Raw genomic sequence first — 20909 nt, forward strand, 5'->3', positions numbered from 1 at the left:
TAATTAGATAAATTTTTATTTTTGCAAAATGAATTCATTACTTTATTTTAACTCCTATATTTTTTATCATTCTCCATTGAGGAATTTCTCCATTATCTCCCCAATATTCATCAAGTTTTGAAATTTTCCCATTTTCTAGTAGTATAAAGGAATTAACATAAAATGAAGATTTTTCAAAAACATTTATTACTTTTGCAACTGCAATAATTAAATTTCCGATTTGTTCAACCCTTTCAACTTCTCCACCCCATTTATCAGGATAAGTGCAATTAACTTCAATAAACTCATCAACAGTAAATCTTTCATTAGTATTATGCCAATCAATATAAGCATCTTCATTAAAAAATTTTTTAATCTCCAAAGCATTTTGACTTAAAATCGAATCATAAAATTTATAAACATCGAACATATTTACTCCTTTTTTTCTATAATAATTTTATTAAATTTATATATAATGTATATTATACTTAAAATAAAATGAAAATTCAAATTAGTTTGAATATAGTTCTTTTTATAAATTAAATTTATATTTTAGTTTAATATTTTGTACAAAAAATTATTTGAAATATATTATAAATAATTTAGATTTTTTATTCGAATTATGATACAATATACTTAAAATACAATGCTAGTATTATAAAACATAAACCAAAGTTACAAAGATTTAGAAAACATGCTTATTTTTTTAGAAAAATACAATATTAAAAAATTTACGATTGCTGTATTTGTTAAAACTAAAAGTAAATATAATTCTGTAAAAGAAGATTTTTTAAAAATAAAAAATTTGAAAGAAGATCTTTATAAATTTATTGTTAAAAATAATTTAAAAATAAACTTAAAGATAGAGGGTTGTATGTTGTATTTTGCATATGATTATTTAGCATATAATGATATAAAAGTTTCTAATATACAAAAATTAGAATATGGATGTGAAGTTGGTCAAACAAAGTTAGAAATTCTGAGTAATGGTGTGATTTCTGGATGCCCTGCACATACACATTTAGATAAAAACACAAATAATGTTTTTAAAAAAACAATAAAATATGTATGGAATAACAATAAAGATTTAGAGTATTATAGAAATTTAAAAAACAAAGATCCTTGTTGTGATAATTGTAAATTAAACTTTTTTTGTAATGGAGGATGTCCTGCTGAAAGAATAAAACAGCAAAAAACGTTGAATATAGAAAACAGGAGAGATGATAGATGTCAGTTTTAGAATATAAATTTCTTAAAATAAATAATACTAATAAATTTAAAGTTTATTTAATTACTTTCATTTCTAATTTTATTTTATTCTATTCTCCAATAATTTTTTATTTTATAAAAATTTTGGAATAGACATATTCAAAATAGGTATTATTTTTTCAGTAACCAGTATAAGTAATATAATTTTTGAAATTCCTTTTGGACTGTTTGCAGATAAAAAATCTCCGAAATTAAGTGTATGCATCGGTTCTGTTATGATAACTCTCTCTCTAGTCGGATTATTTTTCAGTACGAGTTTTTTCCAATTTTTAATATGTGCAATTTTTATGGCTGTTGGAGATGCCGGAATGTCCGGAGCAAATAGTGTTTTGTTAATGAACTTACTTGAAAGAGAAGAAGAAGTGTTTGAAATTTCATCAATATCAAGTGGAATTTCAAACATTCTCGGTGGACTCATAATAGGCTTTATATACAATATCAATATACGACTTCCATTTTTAATTTCGATGGTTTTATCAATATTGAATTTATTTTTGTATCTATCAATATCTGAGAAACATATAAATACTGAAAAAGAAAAAGTTCAAATAGAAAATGTAAATTTTAAAACTGCTTTTTTATTTTTAAAAAACAAGTTTTCATATTTCTAATATTATTACTTTCATATATTTCCATACCGCAAGTTGCAATTTATTTTCCCGAGTATCTGGACTTTTTCAAAATAAATTCAAAATATATCGGAATTATGTATATGATTGCAAATATAATTAGTATGTTCGGAACAAAATTTCATCAAATTTATTTAAAAAAATATAATCCCATGGTAAAACTTAAATACTGTTTTTTATTTTTAATGATTTCTACATTTGTGATGTGGATTTCGAAAAATTTTTTTGTTTCCATGTTTTTTTATGCAATATATAGATTTATAACAGGCTACTTTTACTTACTGTTTTCAATGTATATAAATTCAAAAACTGATTTACACTACAAATCTACAATATTATCAATAAAAAATGTAATTGTACAAATTGCATTTATACTAAGTGATCCGTTAGTTACATTTATAATAAAGGAATTCGGAATTAGCAGAAGTTATTGTTTTGCTTTCATTTCTATAACAGTAATATTTTTGATTGTATTATTTTATAAAACAGGCAATCCGAAAGAAACACTTTTTGAAAAGAAACCTGCTTAAATATTTGACAACTGAGAATAAAAAATTTAAAAACTGTTTCCATCAGTTTTATATTTCGACTTTTATAAAAAAAGTCGAAGAGTTTTTACTCTTCAACTTTAGTTGTTAAAACAAAAAATCATCCATTCATTGGGATGATTTTTTTGTTTGGCTGTTTTCTATTCTCCCAGTACGAGATGTACTAGTACCTTCGACGTTTAAGAGCTTTCGCTGTCGAAACTTGCCATTTGTTTCACAAATGGAGTTTCTTAGCATCTGACCTACGACGCAATCATAGATTGCTGTTAGGTCATGAACTTCTATATTCGAGATAGAACAGGTGTTCCTTTTAAGCCTCACAGCCATACTTGTTTGTTTGCTGTTAAGCTATGAGCTTTCACTATATTCTTATTAAAACAAAAAATCACTCTTTCGAGTGATTTATGCTTTGTTTGGCTGTTTTCTATTCTCCCAATACGAGATGTACTAGTACCTTCGACGTTTAAGAGCTTAACTTCTGTGTTCGAGATGGGAACAGGTGTATCCTCCTAGCCATCACAGCCATACTTATTTATTTACTTTTCTTTGCCGTTAAGCTCTGAGCTTTCACTGTCGAAACTTGCCATTTGTTTCACAAATGGAGTTTCTTAGCATCTGACCTACGACGCAATCATAGATTGCTGTTAGGTCATGAACTTCTGTGTTCGAGATGGGAACAGAGTAGCCTCTTAAGCCTTACAGCCATACTTGTTTACTTTTCTTTTTCAATATATTTCTGTTTAATACCCTTCCAACTAAAGAGTATATATTTCTGGTCAAGCTTTCGATTTATTAGTATCAGTTAGCTTTGATGTTGCCACCTTTACACCTCTGACCTATCTACGACATTTTCTGTATCGAATCTCTCTTGCATTTCTGCAACAGGAAATCTCATCTTGAGGGGGGCTTCGTGCTTAGATGCCTTCAGCACTTATCCCTTCCAGACTTAGCTATTCAGCATTACCATTGGCATGATAACTGATACACCAGCGGTCTGTCCATCCCGGTCCTCTCGTACTAAGGACAGCTCCTCTCAAATTTCCTTCGCCCACGATGGATAGGGACCGAACTGTCTCACGACGTTCTGAACCCAGCTCGCGTGCCTCTTTAATGGGCGAACAGCCCAACCCTTGGGACCTACTCCAGCCCCAGGATGAGACGAGCCGACATCGAGGTGCCAAACCTCCCCGTCGATGTGAACTCTTGGGGGAGATAAGCCTGTTATCCCCGGGGTAGCTTTTATCCGTTGAGCGATGGCCCTTCCACTCGGTACCACCGGATCACTAAGTCCTAGTTTCCTATCTGCTCCACTTGTTGGTGTCGCAGTTAAGCTCCCTTTTGCCTTTGCACTCTTAGAATGATTTCCATCCATTCTGAGGGAACCTTTGAACGCCTCCGTTACTCTTTAGGAGGCGACCGCCCCAGTCAAACTGCCCAACTGACAGTGTCCTTATACTCGCTTCAGAGTATCAAGTTAGAAATTTAGTATCAAAAGAGTGGTATCCCAACAGCGACTCCACGAAAACTGGCGCTCTCGCTTCTTCGTCTCCCACCTATCCTGTACATTTAATACCAAATTCCAATGCCAGCCTACAGTAAAGCTCCACGGGGTCTTTCCGTCCTATCGTGGGTAAGTCGCATCTTCACGACTACTACAATTTCACCGGATCCTTTGTTGAGACAGTGCCCAAATCATTACACCTTTCGTGCGGGTCGGAACTTACCCGACAAGGAATTTCGCTACCTTAGGACCGTTATAGTTACGGCCGCCGTTTACTGGGGCTTAAGTTCTATGCTTCGATTGCTCTTACATTTCCCCTTAACCTTCCAGCACCGGGCAGGTGTCAGCCCCTATACTTCATCTTTCGATTTAGCAGAGACTTGTGTTTTTGGTAAACAGTTGCTTGGGCCTATTCTCTGCGACCACTCTATGCTCCATACGCAAGTATCTCACATCTAATGGTACCCCTTCTCCCGAAGTTACGGGGTCATTTTGCCGAGTTCCTTAACAAAGGTTCTTCCGCGCGTCTTAGGATTCTCTCCTTGCCTACCTGTGTCGGTTTTGGTACGGGTATCTTCTCACTCAATAGTACCTTTTCTTGGCAGTTTGGAATCTGTTGCTTCACTACTTATTTTTCGCTCCCCATCGCATCTCGATATTAAGAATAGGGATTTGCCTCTACTCTCTACCTACTTGCTTAGACGTGCTCTACCATTCACACGCTCAACATATCCTCCTGCGTCAGTACTTCTCTCAAACATTCAAAGATAGTACAGGAATCTCAACCTGTTGTCCATCGCTTACGCTTTTCAGCCTGGGCTTAGGTCCCGACTTACCCTGAGAGGACGAGCCTTCCTCAGGAATCCTTAGGCTTTCGACGGGAGGGATTCTCACCCTCCTTTTCGCTACTCATGCCAGCATTCTCTCTTCTGTAAAGTCCACTTCGTCTTACAACTTAGCTTCGTCCCTTACACAATGCTCCTCTACCACTAATTTAATTAGTCCACAGCTTCGGTATTAGATTTTAGCCCCGTTCATTTTCGGCGCTCTACCACTTGACCAGTGAGCTATTACGCACTCTTTAAATGTATGGCTGCTTCTAAGCCAACATCCTGGTTGTCTAAGTAGTAAAACATCCTTTCCCACTTAATCTATATTTAGGGACCTTAGCTGGTGGTCTGGGCTCTTTCCCTTTCGACTATGAAGCTTATCCCACATAGTCTGACTCCCAATCATCATTTATCAGGTATTCGCAGTTTGATAACTTTCGGTAATGTCTAACACCCCTACGGTATTCAGTGCTCTACCCCCTGTAAACTAAATTGAGGCTAGCCCTAAAGCTATTTCGAGGAGAACCAGCTATCTCCAAGTTCGATTGGCTTTTCACCCCTATCCACAAGTCATCCGATAGCTTTTAAACGCTATCCGGTTCGGTCCTCCATGAAATTTTACTTTCACTTCAACCTGCTCATGGATAGATCACCTGGTTTCGGGTCTATGGCATACGACTTTCCGCCCTATTCAGACTCGGTTTCCCTACGGCTCCGTAACTTCATTACTTAACCTCGCCGCACACCATAACTCGCTGGCCCGTTCTACAAAAAGTACGATATCATCTCTCTTAAGACTCTATCTGCTTGTAGGCATAAGGTTTCAGGTTCTATTTCACTCCCCTCCCGGGGTTCTTTTCACCTTTCCCTCACGGTACTATTCTCTATCGGTCACTGAGTAGTATTTAGCCTTAGGGGGTGGTCCCCCTATATTCACACAGGATTTCTCGTGTCCCATGCTACTCTTTTAAAGTCAGATTCAGTCAGATTTCGTTTACAAGACTTTCACTTTCTTCGGTTGATCTTCCCAGACCATTCAACTATCTTTCCTCTTCCTTAACTTAATTTGGGCTCTTTCCATTTCGCTCGCCGCTACTTTGAAAATCGAATTTTTTCTTTCTTTTCGTCTGGCTACTTAGATGTTTCAGTTCACCAACTATTCCCTCTTGTTGCTATGTATTCACAACAAGATACTTGAGGTTTGCTCAAGTGGGTTTCCCCATTCGGACATTCCCGGATCAATGGATATTTGCTCCTCCCCGAGACTTTTCGCAGCTTGTCACGTCCTTCTTCGGCTCTCAGTGCCAAGGCATTCACCTTATGCCCTTGGTCGCTTGACCAGAAATATATTTCTCTTTAATTGTCAGGTTTCTTGGTGGAGATGAGGAGATTCGAACTCCTGACCCCCTGCTTGCAAGGCAGGTGCTCTCCCAACTGAGCTACACCCCCAAAATGTTTTTTACGACAGTATAAATTTTTGGGGGTTTTGCGTACCCCTTTTTCTTTTATACTATCATTTTGGTATTTTCTTTTAGTTAGCCTTACAGCTTTTGGTTTAAAATTAAAAAAATCGAACCAAAAAACAGTGATAAAACTAAGAATTTATTTTGAACTGTCGTTCTTAGTACTCCTTAGAAAGGAGGTGATCCAGCCGCACCTTCCGATACGGCTACCTTGTTACGACTTCACCCCAGTCATTAACCCTACCTTCGACGCCTTCCTCCTTGCGGTTAGATCGGCGGCTTCGGGTATTGCCAACTCCCATGGTGTGACGGGCGGTGTGTACAAGACCCGGGAACGCATTCACCGCAACATTCTGATTTGCGATTACTAGCAACTCCGACTTCATGTAGGCGAGTTGCAGCCTACAATCCGAACTGAGATTGGCTTTTAGAGTTTTGCTTGACATCACTATCTTGCTTCTCGTTGTACCAACCATTGTAGCACGTGTGTAGCCCAAGACATAAAGGGCATGATGATTTGACGTCATCCCCACCTTCCTCCGATTTATCATCGGCAGTCTCTCCAGAGTCCCCATCATTACATGCTGGTAACTGAAGATAAGGGTTGCGCTCGTTGCGGGACTTAACCCAACATCTCACGACACGAGCTGACGACAACCATGCACCACCTGTATAGCTGTCCCGAGGGACTTATCAATTTCTCAATAACTCAACTATATGTCAAGCCTTGGTAAGGTTCTTCGCGTTGCTTCGAATTAAACCACATGCTCCGCTGCTTGTGCGGGTCCCCGTCAATTCCTTTGAGTTTCAGTGTTGCCACCGTACTCCCCAGGCGGAATGCTTAATGTGTTAACTTCGGCACCGAGATTTGACTCCCAACACCTAGCATTCATCGTTTACGGCGTGGACTACCAGGGTATCTAATCCTGTTTGCTCCCCACGCTTTCGTACCTGAGCGTCAGTAAAAGTCCAGAAAGTCGCCTTCGCCACCGGTATTCCTCCTAATATCTACGCATTTCACCGCTACACTAGGAATTCCACTTTCCTCTCCTTCACTCAAGCCTTCCAGTTTCAAGTGCTTAATGAGGTTAAGCCTCACGCTTTCACACCTGACTTAAAAGGCCGCCTACGTACCCTTTACGCCCAATAATTCCGGACAACGCTCGCCCCATACGTATTACCGCGGCTGCTGGCACGTATTTAGCCGGGGCTTCCTCCTATGATACCGTCATTATCTTCTCATAGGACAGAGCTTTACGATTCGAAAACCTTCTTCGCTCACGCGGCGTCGCTGCATCAGGGTTCCCCCCATTGTGCAATATTCCCCACTGCTGCCTCCCGTAGGAGTTTGGACCGTGTCTCAGTTCCAATGTGGCCGTTCATCCTCTCAGACCGGCTACTGATCGTCGCCTTGGTAGGCCTTTACCCTTCCAACTAGCTAATCAGACGCGAGCCCATCTTACACCGATAAATCTTTGACCCCTATATCATGCGATACTGTGGTCTCATGCGGTATTAATCGTCGTTTCCAACGGCTATCCCCCTGTGTAAGGTAGGTTGCTCACGTGTTACTCACCCGTTCGCCACTTTCATTTCGCTTCCATTCCCGAAAGAATTTCCACAAAAATCACGTTCGACTTGCATGTGTTAAGCACGCCGCCAGCGTTCGTCCTGAGCCAGGATCAAACTCTCTATTAAAAGTTCGTCTGCTCTCGCTGACTTTTTGTTACACCAAATTATTGTTTTTCTTTGTACTCTCAAAGTTTTTATCACTGTTTACTTTTCTTGGTTCATGTCACTATCTGCGACCTTAATATTATATCACTATTATTTTTATTTGTCAACACTTTTTTTAAAAATTTTCAAAAAATATTTCAAAATTTATTTTGTGTTATATTATTAAGTTTTTGCATAAGTGTTTTAATATTATACCAATATTTTTTTGTATAGTCAATACTCTTTTGACATATTTTTTATCTTTATATAATAAATTTTCTTATTACAAAATCTTTTTACAAAAAAAGCTTAGTTTTTATATCTAAGCTATTTTTTGTAATATTTTATTCTTCATCTTTATCCCAATCAAAAGTTCTTTTTACAGCTTTTTTCCAACCTTTAAGTTTTTTATTTCTACTTTCTTCACTTAATGCAGGACAAAAAGTTTTATCTTTTTTCCAAATATTTTTTATTTCGTCTGTGCTTTCCCAAAAACCTACTGCAAGTCCGGCTAGGAATGCACAACCCATTGCTGTTGTTTCTAAGATTTCAGGTCTTGTAACTTCTGTATTTAACATATCGGATTGAAATTGTAATAAAAAGCCGTTCGCACTTGCTCCGCCATCAACTTTTAAGTTTTGGATTTTTATATTTGTGTCTTCTTCAATACAATTAAATACATCTACACATTGATAAGCTATTGATTCCAGCATCGCCCGAATGATATGTTCTCTTTTAGTTCCTCTGGTTAGTCCGAATATAGCTCCTTTGGCATTCATATCCCAGTACGGTGCTCCCAGTCCTGTAAAAGCAGGAACAATATAAACTCCGTCAGTGTCGTCTACTAATTTTGCATATTGTTCTGAAAGACTGGCATCATAAAGAAGCCTTAATTCATCTCTAAGCCATTGTATTCCCGCTCCGGCTATAAATATACTTCCCTCTAGAGCATAAGTGACTTCCCCATTAAGTCCCCATGCAATTGTGGTTAAAAGTCCATTTTTAGATTTCAAAACTTCTTTTCCTATGTTCATTAAAAGGAAAGCTCCGGTTCCATAAGTAATTTTAGCTTCAGCTTTTTCAAAACAATTTTGTCCAAAAAGTGCAGATTGTTGGTCTCCAATTACAGAAGCAATAGGAATTTTAGCTCCACCAAATGTGTATTCATCAGTGTAACCATAAATTTCGCTTGAATCTCTAACTTCAGGTAGTATGGATTTTGGAATATCCAAAATTTTCAAAAGTTCTTCATCCCATTGTAGAGTATTTATATTAAACAACATTGTCCTTGATGCATTTGAATAGTCAGTTATATGCACCTTTCCCCTAGTCAAATTCCAAACTATCCAAGTATCTACAGTTCCAAATAACAGTTCTCCTCTTTCTGCCTTTTCTCTAGCTCCCTCAACATTATCCAATATCCATTTTATTTTTGTAGCTGAAAAATATGCATCAAGTTTCAATCCTGTTTTTTCAAAGATTAAATCTTCATATCCATCTTTTCTTATTTGTTCACAAATTTCAGCAGTTCTTCTACATTGCCAAACAATTGCATTATATATAGGCTTTCCTGTGGTTTTTTCCCAGACAATTGTAGTTTCTCTTTGATTTGTAATTCCTATGGCTTTTACTTCTGTAGGTCTTACGAAATTTCTTTCTAAAACTTCTCTACAAACTCCGGACTGAGTAGCCCAAATATCCATAGCATCATGTTCTACCCAACCGGCTTTTGGAAAAATTTGCTTGAATTCCTTTTGAGATACGCCCTTTATATTTCCATTATGGTCAAATAAAATCGCTCTTGAGCTTGTAGTTCCTTGATCTAATGCTAAAATGTATCCGTCCATAAAACCTCCTAAGCTCTTATATCTATATTTAATATCCATTTGTTATTAATAAATGCAAGTATAAATTGCAATACACAAAGCAATACCGCTATAAGTGCTAATACCAAATCTGTATATAATTCATAAATATTTGGATAAAAAAATCTATAAACATAAGTAAATAATATAATTACAAAAGAGTAAACATATCTATAGAAAGTTTTATTTACACCTTTTCCTTTCTTCATAGAAATATTTTTATATAGCAAAGCTAAAAAAGTCGCAAGTTCTATAATAAAAATGATTGAAAAATATACTACTATCAAATGTAAAATTGTATTTAATTCATAGATATTTATAATTAGTTCTGCATACACAAATTCATATATAATAAATAATATAAAATAAACTAAGCTATATATTATACAACTCAAATATATTATTTTTGCTATTTTCTTTCTACTAAGTCCATTTATAAAAAGTTGATTAACTATATTTTTTCTTGAAAAAATTAAAGTTAAAAAACTTGCAATCAAAATAGACATAAAAACTTCTGTAGTCAAAAATATTTCAAGATTTAAAAACTTGGAGATTCCCAAAAACACAAATTCACTCAAAACCGAAAATAAAATCGCAATCAAGAAAGTATCAAATAATGATTTTAAAGAAAATTTTAATCCACTTCTCATTTTAATGACCCCCTTCAGATGCAGTTATTGCCTCATAAATTTCTTTTAAAGGTACAGTTCTACTTCCATGCGCTCTTATCTCGTCCTCATCTTTCGCTAAAATATAGGCAATTTTTAGCTTGGAGAAATTTTTAAGATTTCTAATAGCCAAAACATTTCTGTCTTTAACTACTGCACTGATTAAATCAACCGAACCGGAAACGGAATAAACCATTTTTTCCAGTTTTTCCCTACTTTCAAAAAGTACTACCTTTTTGTCCTTAATAATAATTATATAGTCAAGATAATCAAAAAAATAATTTACATTTTTACTATGAATAATCGGAGTATATCCCTTTCTTCTATAATTTCCCATCAGAATATCACTTAATTTTCTAATATCCAAACTTGAAAGTCCAATTTCCGGCTTATTAAAAAGAAGATATTTTTTATTCATACAAATAGTAACTATTGTTTTAAAAACTGTGCAATTTTGAACATTCTCTTCAGCCTTGAACTTCTTATCCAAATCTAATTTAAAAGACTCACAAAGCTCTAATGCATAAGGTAAATCGAAATCTGAATTAAAATCAGCTATATTTTTTAAAACCTGTCTTAAAGTATATCCCTCATAAAACTCCATTTTCGGACACATATAAATTAAATCTCTTGCATCTTCAGGAGCTTTTTCATCAATTAGAACAATTCCATCTTCTTTAAAAGTATAATTGCATAGTATATTAAAAATTGTAGTTCCACCTGAGTTAATTCTACCTAAAATCCCGTATGTTTTTCCCTCTTCAATCTCTAAATTAAAATCTTCAATCGCAACAAATTTTCCATAATTTTTCTTTAAATTCTTAATTTCAATCATCTTATATTTCCTCAATAATATCTAAAATAATACTCTTAACAACCTTTGCTGACTCCAAAACAAAAGTCTCAAAGTCACAGTCAGCTTCTTCATTTGCATTATCGGATATTGAACGTAGCGCTAAATACCCAACATTATTTAAGTGACAAGTGTGTACTATTGAACAACTTTCCATTTCACAGCAAAGGGAATCAAAATTTTCTTTTATTTTTTCTTTAATTTCCTTTTTAGCTACAAAAATATCTCCTGTCGCAATAATTCCTTTAAAAATCCTGTTTTCAGATAAGACCTTTTTAGCCTTTTCATAAGAAATATCTACCAGTTTTTTATCAGCAATAAATTTAACATCACGAAGAGCAGGAATTTGTCCCATTACATAGCCGGCTTCAGTACAATCAAAATCGTGATAAAAATATTCTGTTCCTATAACTAAGTCACCAATCTTTACATTATCATCAGTAGAACCGGCAACTCCTATATTGATAATAATCTCAGGAGAAAAGTTGTCTATCATACTTTGAGTATAAATCGCAGAATTAACCTTGCCAACTCCACAAATACCAAGTACAACTTCCTTGTTAGAAATATTTGCAAGATAAAAAGTAAAACAACCCCTTGTTACTTTTTTGTTTCAATTTTATCTATAATTTCCATTAGCTCTTCATCAAGAGCACTTATAATACCTATCATACAACCACCCCTATATTTTTTATTTATAAAAGATTTCAAGGAAGAAATCCAATTTAAATATATTTTACTTTTAAAATTTATAAAAAACAAAAAATTTTTAAACTTAAAATTTTTTAATTTTATTTAAGGTTTCTATGGCAAAATATATATATCTTAACCAAGAGAAAAAATATTTTTGAAATTAGTCTTATTATTTTTATAAGCTAATTAATTCATACTTAACATAATTCCCCAAAAAATGTAAAAGTATGCGGGCATAAAACCCATTACACAAATCCCTTTTTAATAATTAAGTGTAAAAAAATCTTTGCTTCAAAAGTAAAGATACTAAACTAAAAGTAATAAAATTGATTAAAATTAGATTTACCATTTAAGAGTAAATCTAATTTTAATAGCAATTTACTTAAATTAAAATAATTTTTTTATAATTCCTTATAAAATTATGACTTAATAAAAATATCTTTAATAATACTAAAGATGTATTTATTGAGACATAATTTTTTTATTTTTAACAAAACACTAGAATCCCAATCTTATTTCTAATTATTTTTTAAGGATGATTGTGATGAAATATTTATAGATTAAAACTTTATTTTTTGACCTTTATTATATCATAATCTCCTTTTTAATTATTTTTATAAGGACGATTATGATGAAATTATTATAGATTTAAACAAAGTTTAAATCTATAATAATTATATCACACCCTAACATTATAAAAAAGGGAGTTTTCCCCGTTTTTTAAAGTTTTCTAAAAATTTTTATAAGAACCCCACCCTTCCACGATGCTTCGCATCGGGTGGGTGCCCGGGAACCTTGTTGTTTCACAATAAAAACCCCACCCTTCCACGATGCTTCGCATCGGGTGGGTGCCCGGGAACCTTGTTGTTTCACAAAAAAAGTGTGGAAATCTTCCACACTTTTTATATTTTTAATTATTTCTATTTATCTACTTCCGGTGATTCTTTAGTTAATTCTATATCAGAGTTTCTGAAAGGAGCTACTCCTTCTTTAGGTAATGAAATATCATATTTCTTAACTCTGTTGTTTACGAATGATTTAGTTGTACTTGAGAATGTAGGAATTACTATAGCTTGTTCAGTAACTAAATACTTACTTAAGTCAGTGTAATGTTTTAATCTAACTTTAGGATCAGTATTGTCAAGAGTTACGATGTCAGCTAATAATTTATCTAATTCCGGAGAAGTAAATCTTTGGAAGTTGAATTGTTCATGTTTTCCGTAGAAACCACTTGGGTCAGGGTTTGAACCTGTGTTCCAACCACCTTGGTAAACATCTATTTCAGGATCATCAGCACCAAGTTTTTCGTAGAAATTGTTAAATTCAATTAATCTTCCAGTTACAAGTTGAACATCAAGTCCTATTGCTTTCCATTGTTGTATATAGAATGAAACAGTAGGTTCTTGAGTAGCTCCACCTTGCATTGCAGCAAAGTTAATCTTTAATGGTTTACCATTTTTATCTTCTCTTATTCCGTCACCATTAGTATCTTTGTATCCAGCTTCATCAAGAAGTTTTTTAGCTTCTTCTAAATTGTATTTAATTCCTTCAAAGTCTTTATCATAAATTGTTGAGAACATTGGTGGAATTATTTGATATAGAGGAACACTTAAACCTTGTTGTAATTTTTTGTTTACAGTATCTCTATCAACAGCCATAGCCATTGCTTTTCTTAAATTCTTATCAGCCATTTTTGCATTAGGATCAGTTACAACTTCACCTTTTTCTTTATCGTACTTACCTAATTTGAATGAGATATAGCTATATCCACCAGTATAGTTACTAGCGATTTTACCATTCTTTAATGCTTTGAATTTTTCATATAAATCTGAACCGAATGTATCAATGATATCATATTCTCCGGATTTAGCTGCAGCAACAACTTGTGCAGATGGAACTAATTTAATTTCCATTCTTGGAGTCTTTGGCTTACCAAATGCATAGTGTGGGTTAGCTTCTGCTATAACTTGTTGTCCAGGAACAATTTCCTTAATTACATAAGCACCACATGATAATGGATGTTTTCTTGTAGCATCATGTGATTCTTGTTCTTTAACAGGAATGTCTTTATAAACATGATCTGGTACAGGATTGTAAGGAATTCCCTTACCCCAGTAAATTGAATGGTCAAATTCTTTAAAGTTAATTTCTAAAGTCTTATCAGTTAGAACTTTAACACCTGAAACTGTATCAGATTTTCCTTCGTGGTATTCTTTCATACCTACAACATTAAGGTAATCCCCACCAAAACGAACACCTTCATAATCTTTATGTCCAATTATTAAATAATATCTTAAAAAGTCTTTTGCAGTAACAGGAACTCCATCACTCCAAGTAGCTTTTTCATGAATTGTAATGATTGCTTTCTTTTCTTCCGGTTTAAATTCAACTTTACCTAAACCTGTATTTCCTAACTTTTGATCAGGGTCTCCATCAAAGAAGCCACCCATTCCAACCCAGTTCATAATACCCATATCAAAACTGTCTTGAGCGAATGCTTCGTGAAATACCCCTTTAAAAGGTGATTCCCCAATTATACCAACTTTTAAAGTTCCATTTTCAATAGCCTTTCCTTCATTTTCAACTACTGGATTTGGTTTAAATCCTGCATCTTCTTTCTTTCCGCTGTCTTGTCCGCCTTTATTACCCTTAGCACCACAGCCTGAAAGTATCATCAAACTCGCTAAAGCTAATGCTGTTAACTTTGACGCTTTTTTCATCTTAAGTCCTCCTTGAGAAAAAAATTAATATTTTTCAAGATAAATCGTTTTCTAATAAGCATATCCCCAAAAATCCCTTTAAAATCCGAGAAAATGCAATTTCATCTGAGTAAAACCCATTTTCAAAGAAACATATCTTATCTTTACATTAAAGATTATAGCATAAGAGATGTTAAAATAAAATATTTTTTTAGATAAATTAAAAATAATCATTGTTTCGATATTAACTAAAGTGTTATCACTTAAATTAATTATTTAAGTTTTTGTTTTAAGCAAAAAAAATTCTTTGAGTAATAATGGCTTGTTTTCAACTTTAAAAACATTTACATACGGTTTTATAAATAATTTTATATAATTTATAACAAAAAAATATTGCTTTTTCATTTTTTAAAAAAAGTTACAATTTTTTAATAATTTATACATTTTGTTATTTGAATCAAGATTTAGATACATAACCAAAAAAAGAAACCACTTTCGTGGTTTCTCAAATACTAATTTAATTATTATTTAATAGGTTCAGTAGCTGTTAATTCAACATCAAATAGACCAAAATCAGAACCAGGAGTTATATCCCATTTCTTAACTCTGTTATTTACAGCAACTATACCTTTTCTAAATAGAGTTGGTACAACCGGTACATTTTCAAACATATAGTTTGCAAATTCTTTGTATGCTTTTGATCTGTATTCTTCATCTACTGCTTTAATAGAATTAATCTTATTTAATATAGCATCTAGTTCAGGAGTTGCAAATCTTGAGAAGTTAAATTGAGCTTTTCTTCCGTAAAGACCTGTTGGATTAGGGTTAGATCCAGTTCCCCAAGCTGCTTGATAAACATCAATTTCAGGATCGTCAGCTTGTACTTTGTCATAGAATGAGTTAAATTCTATAAGTCTTCCTGTTGTAAGTTCAACATCTAAACCAATTTGTTTCCATTGTTGGATATAGTATTGAGCTATAGGTTCAGCAATAGCTCCACCTGACATTGAAGCAAATTTAATCTTAAATGGTTTACCATTTTTATCTTCTCTTATTCCATCACCATTTGTATCTTTATATCCAGCTTCATCAAGAAGTTTCTTAGCTTTTTCTAAATCGTAAGTATATCCTTTTAATGAATCATCATAAAAATCTTTAAATGCAGGAATCATAAGTTGAGTTGCATTTCTTCTTAAACCTTCATAGAACTTTTCACCAACTTGGTTATTGTCTATAGCATAAGCCATAGCTTGACGTAATTTAACATCTGCCATTTTAGCATTTGGATCCATTACAGCTTCGCCTTTTTCTTTATCCCATTTACCAAGTTTAAATCCTATATAAGTATAAGATAACTCATCTTTAATACCTATTTTAACATTCTTTAATGCTTTAACTTTACTATAAAGGTCTGAGTTTAAACCAACAGTTAAGTCATATTCACCGGATTGTAAAGCTGCAACGATTTGTGCTGATGGAACAATCTTCCAAATAACAGTTTTAACTTTTGGAGCTCCCTTGTAGTAATGTGGGTTAGCTTCAAATACAACTTGTTGTCCAGGAACTATTTCTTTAATATAGTATGGTCCAGGTGATAATGGATTCTTTCTAGTTACGTCATGAGCTTCTTGTTCCTTAATAGGAATGTCTTTTAATTTATGACTTGGAACCGGTTCAAAAGGAATTCCACCACCCCAAAGGATACCAGGATTGAATTCTTTGAAGTTAATTTCAAATTTTTTATCACTTATAGTTTTGAAACCTGAAATTTCTTTAGTTTCACCTTTGTTATATTCATCTATACCTACTACATTTCTCATGTCGTCATCAAAACGAACACCTGTGTAGTCTTTATGAGCTACGATTTTATAATATTCTAAAAAGTCAGCAGAAGTAACAGGAGTACCGTCATTCCAAGTATATTTTTCATGGATAGTAACAATCGCTTTCTTTTCTTCCGGTTTAAATTCAATGTCAGCTCCACCGCCTTTTACCAACTTATAGCTGGAATCAACTTTGAATGTACCATTTGTGGAATATCCCAAAATTTCCATATCCGGATTACCACTTGCAAAAGCTTGGTGGAAAATACCTGTAAATGGAGAGTCACTAATATAAGCAATTTTAAGTGTAGCATTATCAACTGCTTTTCCTTCGTTTTCGATAACTAAATTATCTTGAACTCCGGTTTCTTTCTTAGTTTTTTCTTTGTTTCCACTATTACCGCCGCTACAAGCGGAGAATAAAAATGTTGTTGCTAATAATAAAGCAACGATTTTTGATGATTTCTTCATATTTAAATCCCCCTTTATGTATTTGCACGAAGCATAATCGTATCGTGAAAGATTAGTTACGTTACTAGCCGTTCACTTCATTGTGTTAGATAAAAAATACAAAATTAAGAAGTGTCCCTTCCACTTCCTTTCTCGTTTTTCTACTTAACTTTATCATATTATACTATATAAAAAACCTTTTTGCAATACCTTTTTTGTTAAAAATTGTATTTTTTTCAATTTTATTTTTAATTATTAATTAAAAAGCTGTAAAATCCTAGCGAATTTATTATTATTAAAATTTTAATAAAATTTATTAAGAAAATATTTTCATTATAAGAAAACGTATGTATATTTTTAAAATAACAGCCATCAGCACAGCAAGTATTTTTTTACTTGATTTTTTTAGTTAATTTCACTTAATCATAATAAGAACCCCACCCTTCCTCGATGCTTCGCATCGGGTGGGTACCCGGGAACCTTGTTGCTTCGCAATAAAAACCCCTCCCTTCCTCGATGCTTCGCATCGGTGGGTACCCGATTATCTGCTTGATGCGAAGTATCGCAAAAGCGCAGGCGTTCTTCTTTTTCTATTTAATCTCTTTTAAATCGGCAATTTTATTTAATTTACTTTTAATATTTGAGCTATCCATCGCTGTTCTGAATATTTTTTCACTTTCAACATTTATAACCTTTCTTGTGGTATTTTCATTTTTGCTGGATTCATTTATTATAAAGCTCTTTTCTTCTCCATTAACTTTATATTTTACTACTATCTCTCCGGCACTTGGCATTCCTTCAAGGATAACTTTCTTTGCTCCTGTAATATTTAAGTTAGTCTTTAAAGCATTCAAATCAACTTCAACAAAGTTCTTAACATTTTTAGTATCTACATTAACCATTGGCAAAACATCATCACAATCTCCATTACCGGAACCCCTACGACCTGCTATTAGTAATTTTTCAATATCTGTAGTAGTATAATTCAATGTTTTTAAGTTTATCTTTGGAATTTCAATTATTTCGTCATTTACATCTTTGATAGTAAATTCAGTAAATTGATTAAGTATGCTTTTAAAAAAACTTCCTGAAAATAAATTTTTATTATATACATTGTAAGTCAATTCTTTTTTCAATAATTCATTATCTTCGTTTCCCTTTGCTGTTCCCATAATTTCAATTGGATTTTTAACTTCTAAAACAATTTTAGTCTTATCTTCTTTTTTAGGTGAACCTATAAATTTACCATACATTACTGAATTATCAATAAATTTACTTATATAATCAAATCTTGAATTTTTTTCATTGTCTATTCTTCTTGTAATAATATCAATCTTATTTTCATTTTTTTCATCAAAATTAGCTTCATTTTCAAAATATTTATCTTTATATGTTACAGTTATACGATTAAAATTGTCTTTACTGTTCTTAATTTCTACATTATAACCCTCATACTTACTTAAATCTATATATTTTATTTCCCTTTCAGTTTTCAAAATTTCTTTATAGCTATAAGTCAACTTTTTATCGACTTCTTCATCAACCTTTTTTTGAACTTCACAGACCATTTTATAAGAACCTGTAAAACCAATTGCAATTAAGGAAAAAGAAGTAATTGTCAAAACTTTAAGTTTAAAATATTTTCCTCTCATATTAGTCCTCCTTTGTTTTTTGTCCATAAACTCTTGAGTACATAAATTTTATTTTAATCCAGTCATTATATTTCAATACCAATCTATAAATGGCTAGGGAGTAGTATTTAATTAATATACTCATAGCTATAAAAAGCCCAATCGCAAGCATTATCGGAAATACTATCCACAAAAAACTAAGTGATAGTGTTGATAGTGCCGTTAAAGTGATTGGAGTTAAGAAAAATGCAAGTCCAACTCCAAATATAGTTATTCCTACAAAGAAAAACCAAATTCCACCTAGAATTATGAAAATTATAGCGAATAATAGAGAAATTAATATAAGGAAAAACATTCCCTTTGAAAAGAAGAATACTAAAATCAGATTGATAACAGCCATAAAGAAAGCTAAATCAAATCCAATTTCTAAAATATCACTAACTCCTCTAAAAGCCAAAGCAAAGTAGAATAGTATAATCAAAATATTAACTAAGCTTAAAAATTTTCCTGACTTTGTTTGTACTCCTTTATTTGTCCTAACTAAAAATGACATTGAAATTATATATATTCCTAGCATTTCTGTAAAACCCACTAAAAATCTTAAGCCCAAAACCATCTCTATAACGGAAAATATGGCAAGGAACATAAATGCAAATATTCCATATTTTTCAATTATTTTATCACATTTATTTTCCATTATTTCAATTTCACCACTTGAATACCTGTCTGAAAGTCCTTTTTCAAACCATCCGTCAAACTTTTTGCTTATATTTGTAAAAAATCCTTCTTTCTTTAAAACATTTCTCTCTTCAGCTCTAAGATCTTGAACGATTTTTTTGGGAGAACCAAGTTCTAAAATTATTTCTTGTTCAGTTTTTCCGTCCAATTTACCATTTAAAAAGTATTCTTCATAATCTCTTAAAATATCCAAGCTCTCCTCTTCTGAATAAATTTCTAAAAGGTAATCCTTTAAGACATCCAAATATTCTACTTTATTTATCATTATTTTCACCTCTCTTCAAAATACTATCCATTCCATTTTTCAATTTTTCCCATAATTCCAACTGATTTTTATAATGTTCCATTCCGGAAACTGTAATTCTGTAATACTTTCTTGCAGGTCCCTCATTTGACTCAACAATATAGGTTTCAAAAAAACCTTCTTTGCTTAGTCGCCTGAGTATTGGATATATAGTTCCTTCACTTACTTCAACAGATTTCGAAATGCTTTGAACAATTTCATATCCATACATATCTTTCTCCATTAAAAAGCTCAAGACACAAAGATCCAAAAGTCCTTTTTTTATTTGAGTATCCATTTTTACCTCCTTTATTAAATTTTATGTTAAAATTTTCGACTATCAAATTTTTATAATTTTAGTTTATAAATAGAAAATTTATATTTTCCTATTCCTTATATATATTCTATCACACTACTATATATTACACAATACCTTTTATTATATTTTTTACATTTTTTTAATATTTTTTATATTTTTAAAAAAATTTTATGTTTTTTTCGTATTTTATTTAGAGAAACTAAACCTTTGTTGATTTTATCAGCAATAAGTGATAGAATTAAATTAATAAAATAATTATATATAGAGATTTTACTTTAATGTTTTGACTTAAAAATTTGAAAATACATTTTAATATAATTTCTTTTAAACTTTATTTAAGGTTATTGTAATAAAATGGGTATGTTAATAAAGCATATAAATTTCATTTTATTTATTTTTACAAAAAAAACTTATCTTAAACGGATAAGTAGTATGAATTAATAAATTTGATTATATAATAATTCTGTATGGGAGGTGTTATAATGAAACTTTTTTTCGAATATCCCAATTGTACAACTTGTAAAAGGGCAAAGAAATTCCTAAAAGAAAACGGAATTGAGTTTGAAGAAGTAAGCCTTAAAGATAAAACTCCAACTAAAGCTCAAATTAAAGCTGTTCAAGGTCGGATGGGACTAAAAAGACTTTTTAATACAAGCGGTAAGACTTATAGAGATTTGAATTTAAAAGAAAATTTTGAAGATCTTTCTGCTGATGAAGCTATTAAGTTATTAGTAAAAGATGGTTCTCTTGTAAAAAGACCTGTCTTAATTGACGAAGAAAACAAAATTTTCCTTATAGGTTTTAAGGAAAATGACTGGAATGTTTTAATTGATAAATAAGATATAAAGGAGGAAGAAATGGAACAACAATATTCATTAGTTGAAATTTATCCTTCATATGATAGCGATGAATTTCAAAATGATTTCAAAAAATAGATACTTTATTAACTGAT

At 32.4% G+C, this 20909-nt stretch carries 14 protein-coding genes, 1 tRNA gene and 3 rRNA genes; 4 read left to right on the forward strand and 14 right to left on the reverse strand.

Going from position 1 to position 20909, the window contains the following annotated elements; all coding sequences use genetic code 11:
• Positions 1–37: 37 nt before the first annotated feature.
• On the reverse strand, positions 38–409 hold the full coding sequence (locus tag HMPREF9127_RS00450; protein WP_009447690.1) for a hypothetical protein: 372 nt from the start codon (positions 407–409) through the stop codon (positions 38–40).
• Between the two features lie 264 nt (positions 410–673).
• On the opposite strand from HMPREF9127_RS00450, the gene HMPREF9127_RS00455 reads away from it, so the two are divergent.
• The 3 genes from HMPREF9127_RS00455 (at position 674) to HMPREF9127_RS08305 (ending at position 2407) form a co-directional block, all read left to right on the forward strand.
• Positions 674–1219 (forward strand): SPASM domain-containing protein, encoded by a 546-nt coding sequence (locus HMPREF9127_RS00455; RefSeq protein WP_009447667.1) that lies wholly within the window; start codon positions 674–676, stop codon positions 1217–1219.
• A gap of 142 nt (positions 1220–1361) precedes the next feature.
• Positions 1362–1859 carry an MFS transporter gene (locus HMPREF9127_RS07625; protein ID WP_255260986.1) on the forward strand — a complete coding sequence of 166 codons (498 nt, stop codon included), beginning with the start codon at positions 1362–1364 and terminating at the stop codon, positions 1857–1859.
• A gap of 251 nt (positions 1860–2110) precedes the next feature.
• The gene (locus HMPREF9127_RS08305; protein WP_255261649.1) at positions 2111–2407 is read left to right on the forward strand and encodes a hypothetical protein; all 297 of its coding nucleotides are present in this window, start codon (positions 2111–2113) and stop codon (positions 2405–2407) included.
• A 429-nt stretch (positions 2408–2836) separates the two neighbouring features.
• Here the strand turns inward: HMPREF9127_RS08305 and rrf are convergent.
• From rrf to HMPREF9127_RS00530, 13 genes are all read right to left on the reverse strand, one after another.
• Positions 2837–2952: ribosomal RNA gene (gene rrf / locus HMPREF9127_RS00470) — 5S ribosomal RNA — on the reverse strand.
• A gap of 245 nt (positions 2953–3197) precedes the next feature.
• Positions 3198–6096, reverse strand: a 23S ribosomal RNA gene (locus HMPREF9127_RS00475).
• 33 nt (positions 6097–6129) lie between these two features.
• A tRNA-Ala gene (locus HMPREF9127_RS00480) sits at positions 6130–6205 on the reverse strand.
• Between the two features lie 186 nt (positions 6206–6391).
• Positions 6392–7917: ribosomal RNA gene (locus HMPREF9127_RS00485) — 16S ribosomal RNA — on the reverse strand.
• Together the 16S, 23S and 5S rRNA genes with 1 tRNA gene alongside form the textbook arrangement of a ribosomal RNA operon.
• A 362-nt stretch (positions 7918–8279) precedes the next feature.
• A complete protein-coding gene (glpK, locus tag HMPREF9127_RS00490; RefSeq protein ID WP_009447647.1) occupies positions 8280–9782 on the reverse strand; it encodes a glycerol kinase GlpK in 1503 nt (500 codons plus the stop codon).
• A gap of 8 nt (positions 9783–9790) precedes the next feature.
• Complete coding sequence (locus tag HMPREF9127_RS00495) at positions 9791–10450, reverse strand: hypothetical protein (protein WP_009447602.1); 660 nt, start codon at positions 10448–10450, stop codon at positions 9791–9793.
• A 1-nt stretch (position 10451) separates the two neighbouring features.
• Complete coding sequence (locus HMPREF9127_RS00500) at positions 10452–11303, reverse strand: ATP-binding cassette domain-containing protein (protein ID WP_009447591.1); 852 nt, start codon at positions 11301–11303, stop codon at positions 10452–10454.
• A gap of 1 nt (position 11304) precedes the next feature.
• Positions 11305–11889 (reverse strand): 5'-methylthioadenosine/adenosylhomocysteine nucleosidase, encoded by a 585-nt coding sequence (locus HMPREF9127_RS00505; protein WP_083814259.1) that lies wholly within the window; start codon positions 11887–11889, stop codon positions 11305–11307.
• A gap of 1045 nt (positions 11890–12934) precedes the next feature.
• Positions 12935–14734: an oligopeptide ABC transporter substrate-binding protein gene (locus HMPREF9127_RS00510; protein ID WP_009447668.1), complete on the reverse strand. Its 1800-nt coding sequence runs from the start codon at positions 14732–14734 to the stop codon at positions 12935–12937.
• Positions 14735–15237: 503 nt separating this feature from the next.
• Positions 15238–17007: an oligopeptide ABC transporter substrate-binding protein gene (locus tag HMPREF9127_RS00515; RefSeq protein ID WP_009447649.1), complete on the reverse strand. Its 1770-nt coding sequence runs from the start codon at positions 17005–17007 to the stop codon at positions 15238–15240.
• 569 nt (positions 17008–17576) lie between these two features.
• Positions 17577–18638: a hypothetical protein gene (locus HMPREF9127_RS00520; RefSeq protein WP_009447674.1), complete on the reverse strand. Its 1062-nt coding sequence runs from the start codon at positions 18636–18638 to the stop codon at positions 17577–17579.
• Position 18639: 1 nt separating this feature from the next.
• Entirely contained in the window at positions 18640–19620 is a 981-nt protein-coding gene (locus HMPREF9127_RS00525) for an HAAS signaling domain-containing protein (protein WP_009447611.1), read from the reverse strand.
• The gene (locus HMPREF9127_RS00530) at positions 19610–19936 is read right to left on the reverse strand and encodes a PadR family transcriptional regulator (protein WP_009447608.1); all 327 of its coding nucleotides are present in this window, start codon (positions 19934–19936) and stop codon (positions 19610–19612) included. Before HMPREF9127_RS00530 ends, HMPREF9127_RS00525 begins: the two co-directional genes overlap by 11 nt.
• A gap of 503 nt (positions 19937–20439) precedes the next feature.
• Between HMPREF9127_RS00530 and HMPREF9127_RS00535 the strand changes: the two genes are divergently transcribed.
• Positions 20440–20796 carry a Spx/MgsR family RNA polymerase-binding regulatory protein gene (locus HMPREF9127_RS00535; protein ID WP_009447638.1) on the forward strand — a complete coding sequence of 119 codons (357 nt, stop codon included), beginning with the start codon at positions 20440–20442 and terminating at the stop codon, positions 20794–20796.
• Positions 20797–20909 lie beyond the last annotated feature (113 nt).

The sequence above is a fragment of the Parvimonas sp. oral taxon 393 str. F0440 genome, from assembly GCA_000223315.2.
Classification (GTDB): domain Bacteria; phylum Bacillota; class Clostridia; order Tissierellales; family Peptoniphilaceae; genus Parvimonas.

Bases quoted from the DNA above. Each gene is read 5' to 3' on its own strand.
- HMPREF9127_RS00520 (WP_009447674.1), bottom strand. From the start codon at position 18,638: ATGAGAGGAAAATATTTTAAACTTAAAGTTTTGACAATTACTTCTTTT.
- HMPREF9127_RS00450 (WP_009447690.1), bottom strand. From the start codon at position 409: ATGTTCGATGTTTATAAATTTTATGATTCGATTTTAAGTCAAAATGCT.
- HMPREF9127_RS00455 (WP_009447667.1), top strand. From the start codon at position 674: ATGCTTATTTTTTTAGAAAAATACAATATTAAAAAATTTACGATTGCT.
- HMPREF9127_RS00530 (WP_009447608.1), bottom strand. From the start codon at position 19,936: ATGGATACTCAAATAAAAAAAGGACTTTTGGATCTTTGTGTCTTGAGC.
- HMPREF9127_RS08305 (WP_255261649.1), top strand. From the start codon at position 2,111: ATGTTTTTTTATGCAATATATAGATTTATAACAGGCTACTTTTACTTA.
- HMPREF9127_RS00495 (WP_009447602.1), bottom strand. From the start codon at position 10,450: ATGAGAAGTGGATTAAAATTTTCTTTAAAATCATTATTTGATACTTTC.
- HMPREF9127_RS00500 (WP_009447591.1), bottom strand. From the start codon at position 11,303: ATGATTGAAATTAAGAATTTAAAGAAAAATTATGGAAAATTTGTTGCG.
- glpK (WP_009447647.1), bottom strand. From the start codon at position 9,782: ATGGACGGATACATTTTAGCATTAGATCAAGGAACTACAAGCTCAAGA.
- HMPREF9127_RS00515 (WP_009447649.1), bottom strand. From the start codon at position 17,007: ATGAAGAAATCATCAAAAATCGTTGCTTTATTATTAGCAACAACATTT.
- HMPREF9127_RS00510 (WP_009447668.1), bottom strand. From the start codon at position 14,734: ATGAAAAAAGCGTCAAAGTTAACAGCATTAGCTTTAGCGAGTTTGATG.
- HMPREF9127_RS00535 (WP_009447638.1), top strand. From the start codon at position 20,440: ATGAAACTTTTTTTCGAATATCCCAATTGTACAACTTGTAAAAGGGCA.
- HMPREF9127_RS00525 (WP_009447611.1), bottom strand. From the start codon at position 19,620: ATGATAAATAAAGTAGAATATTTGGATGTCTTAAAGGATTACCTTTTA.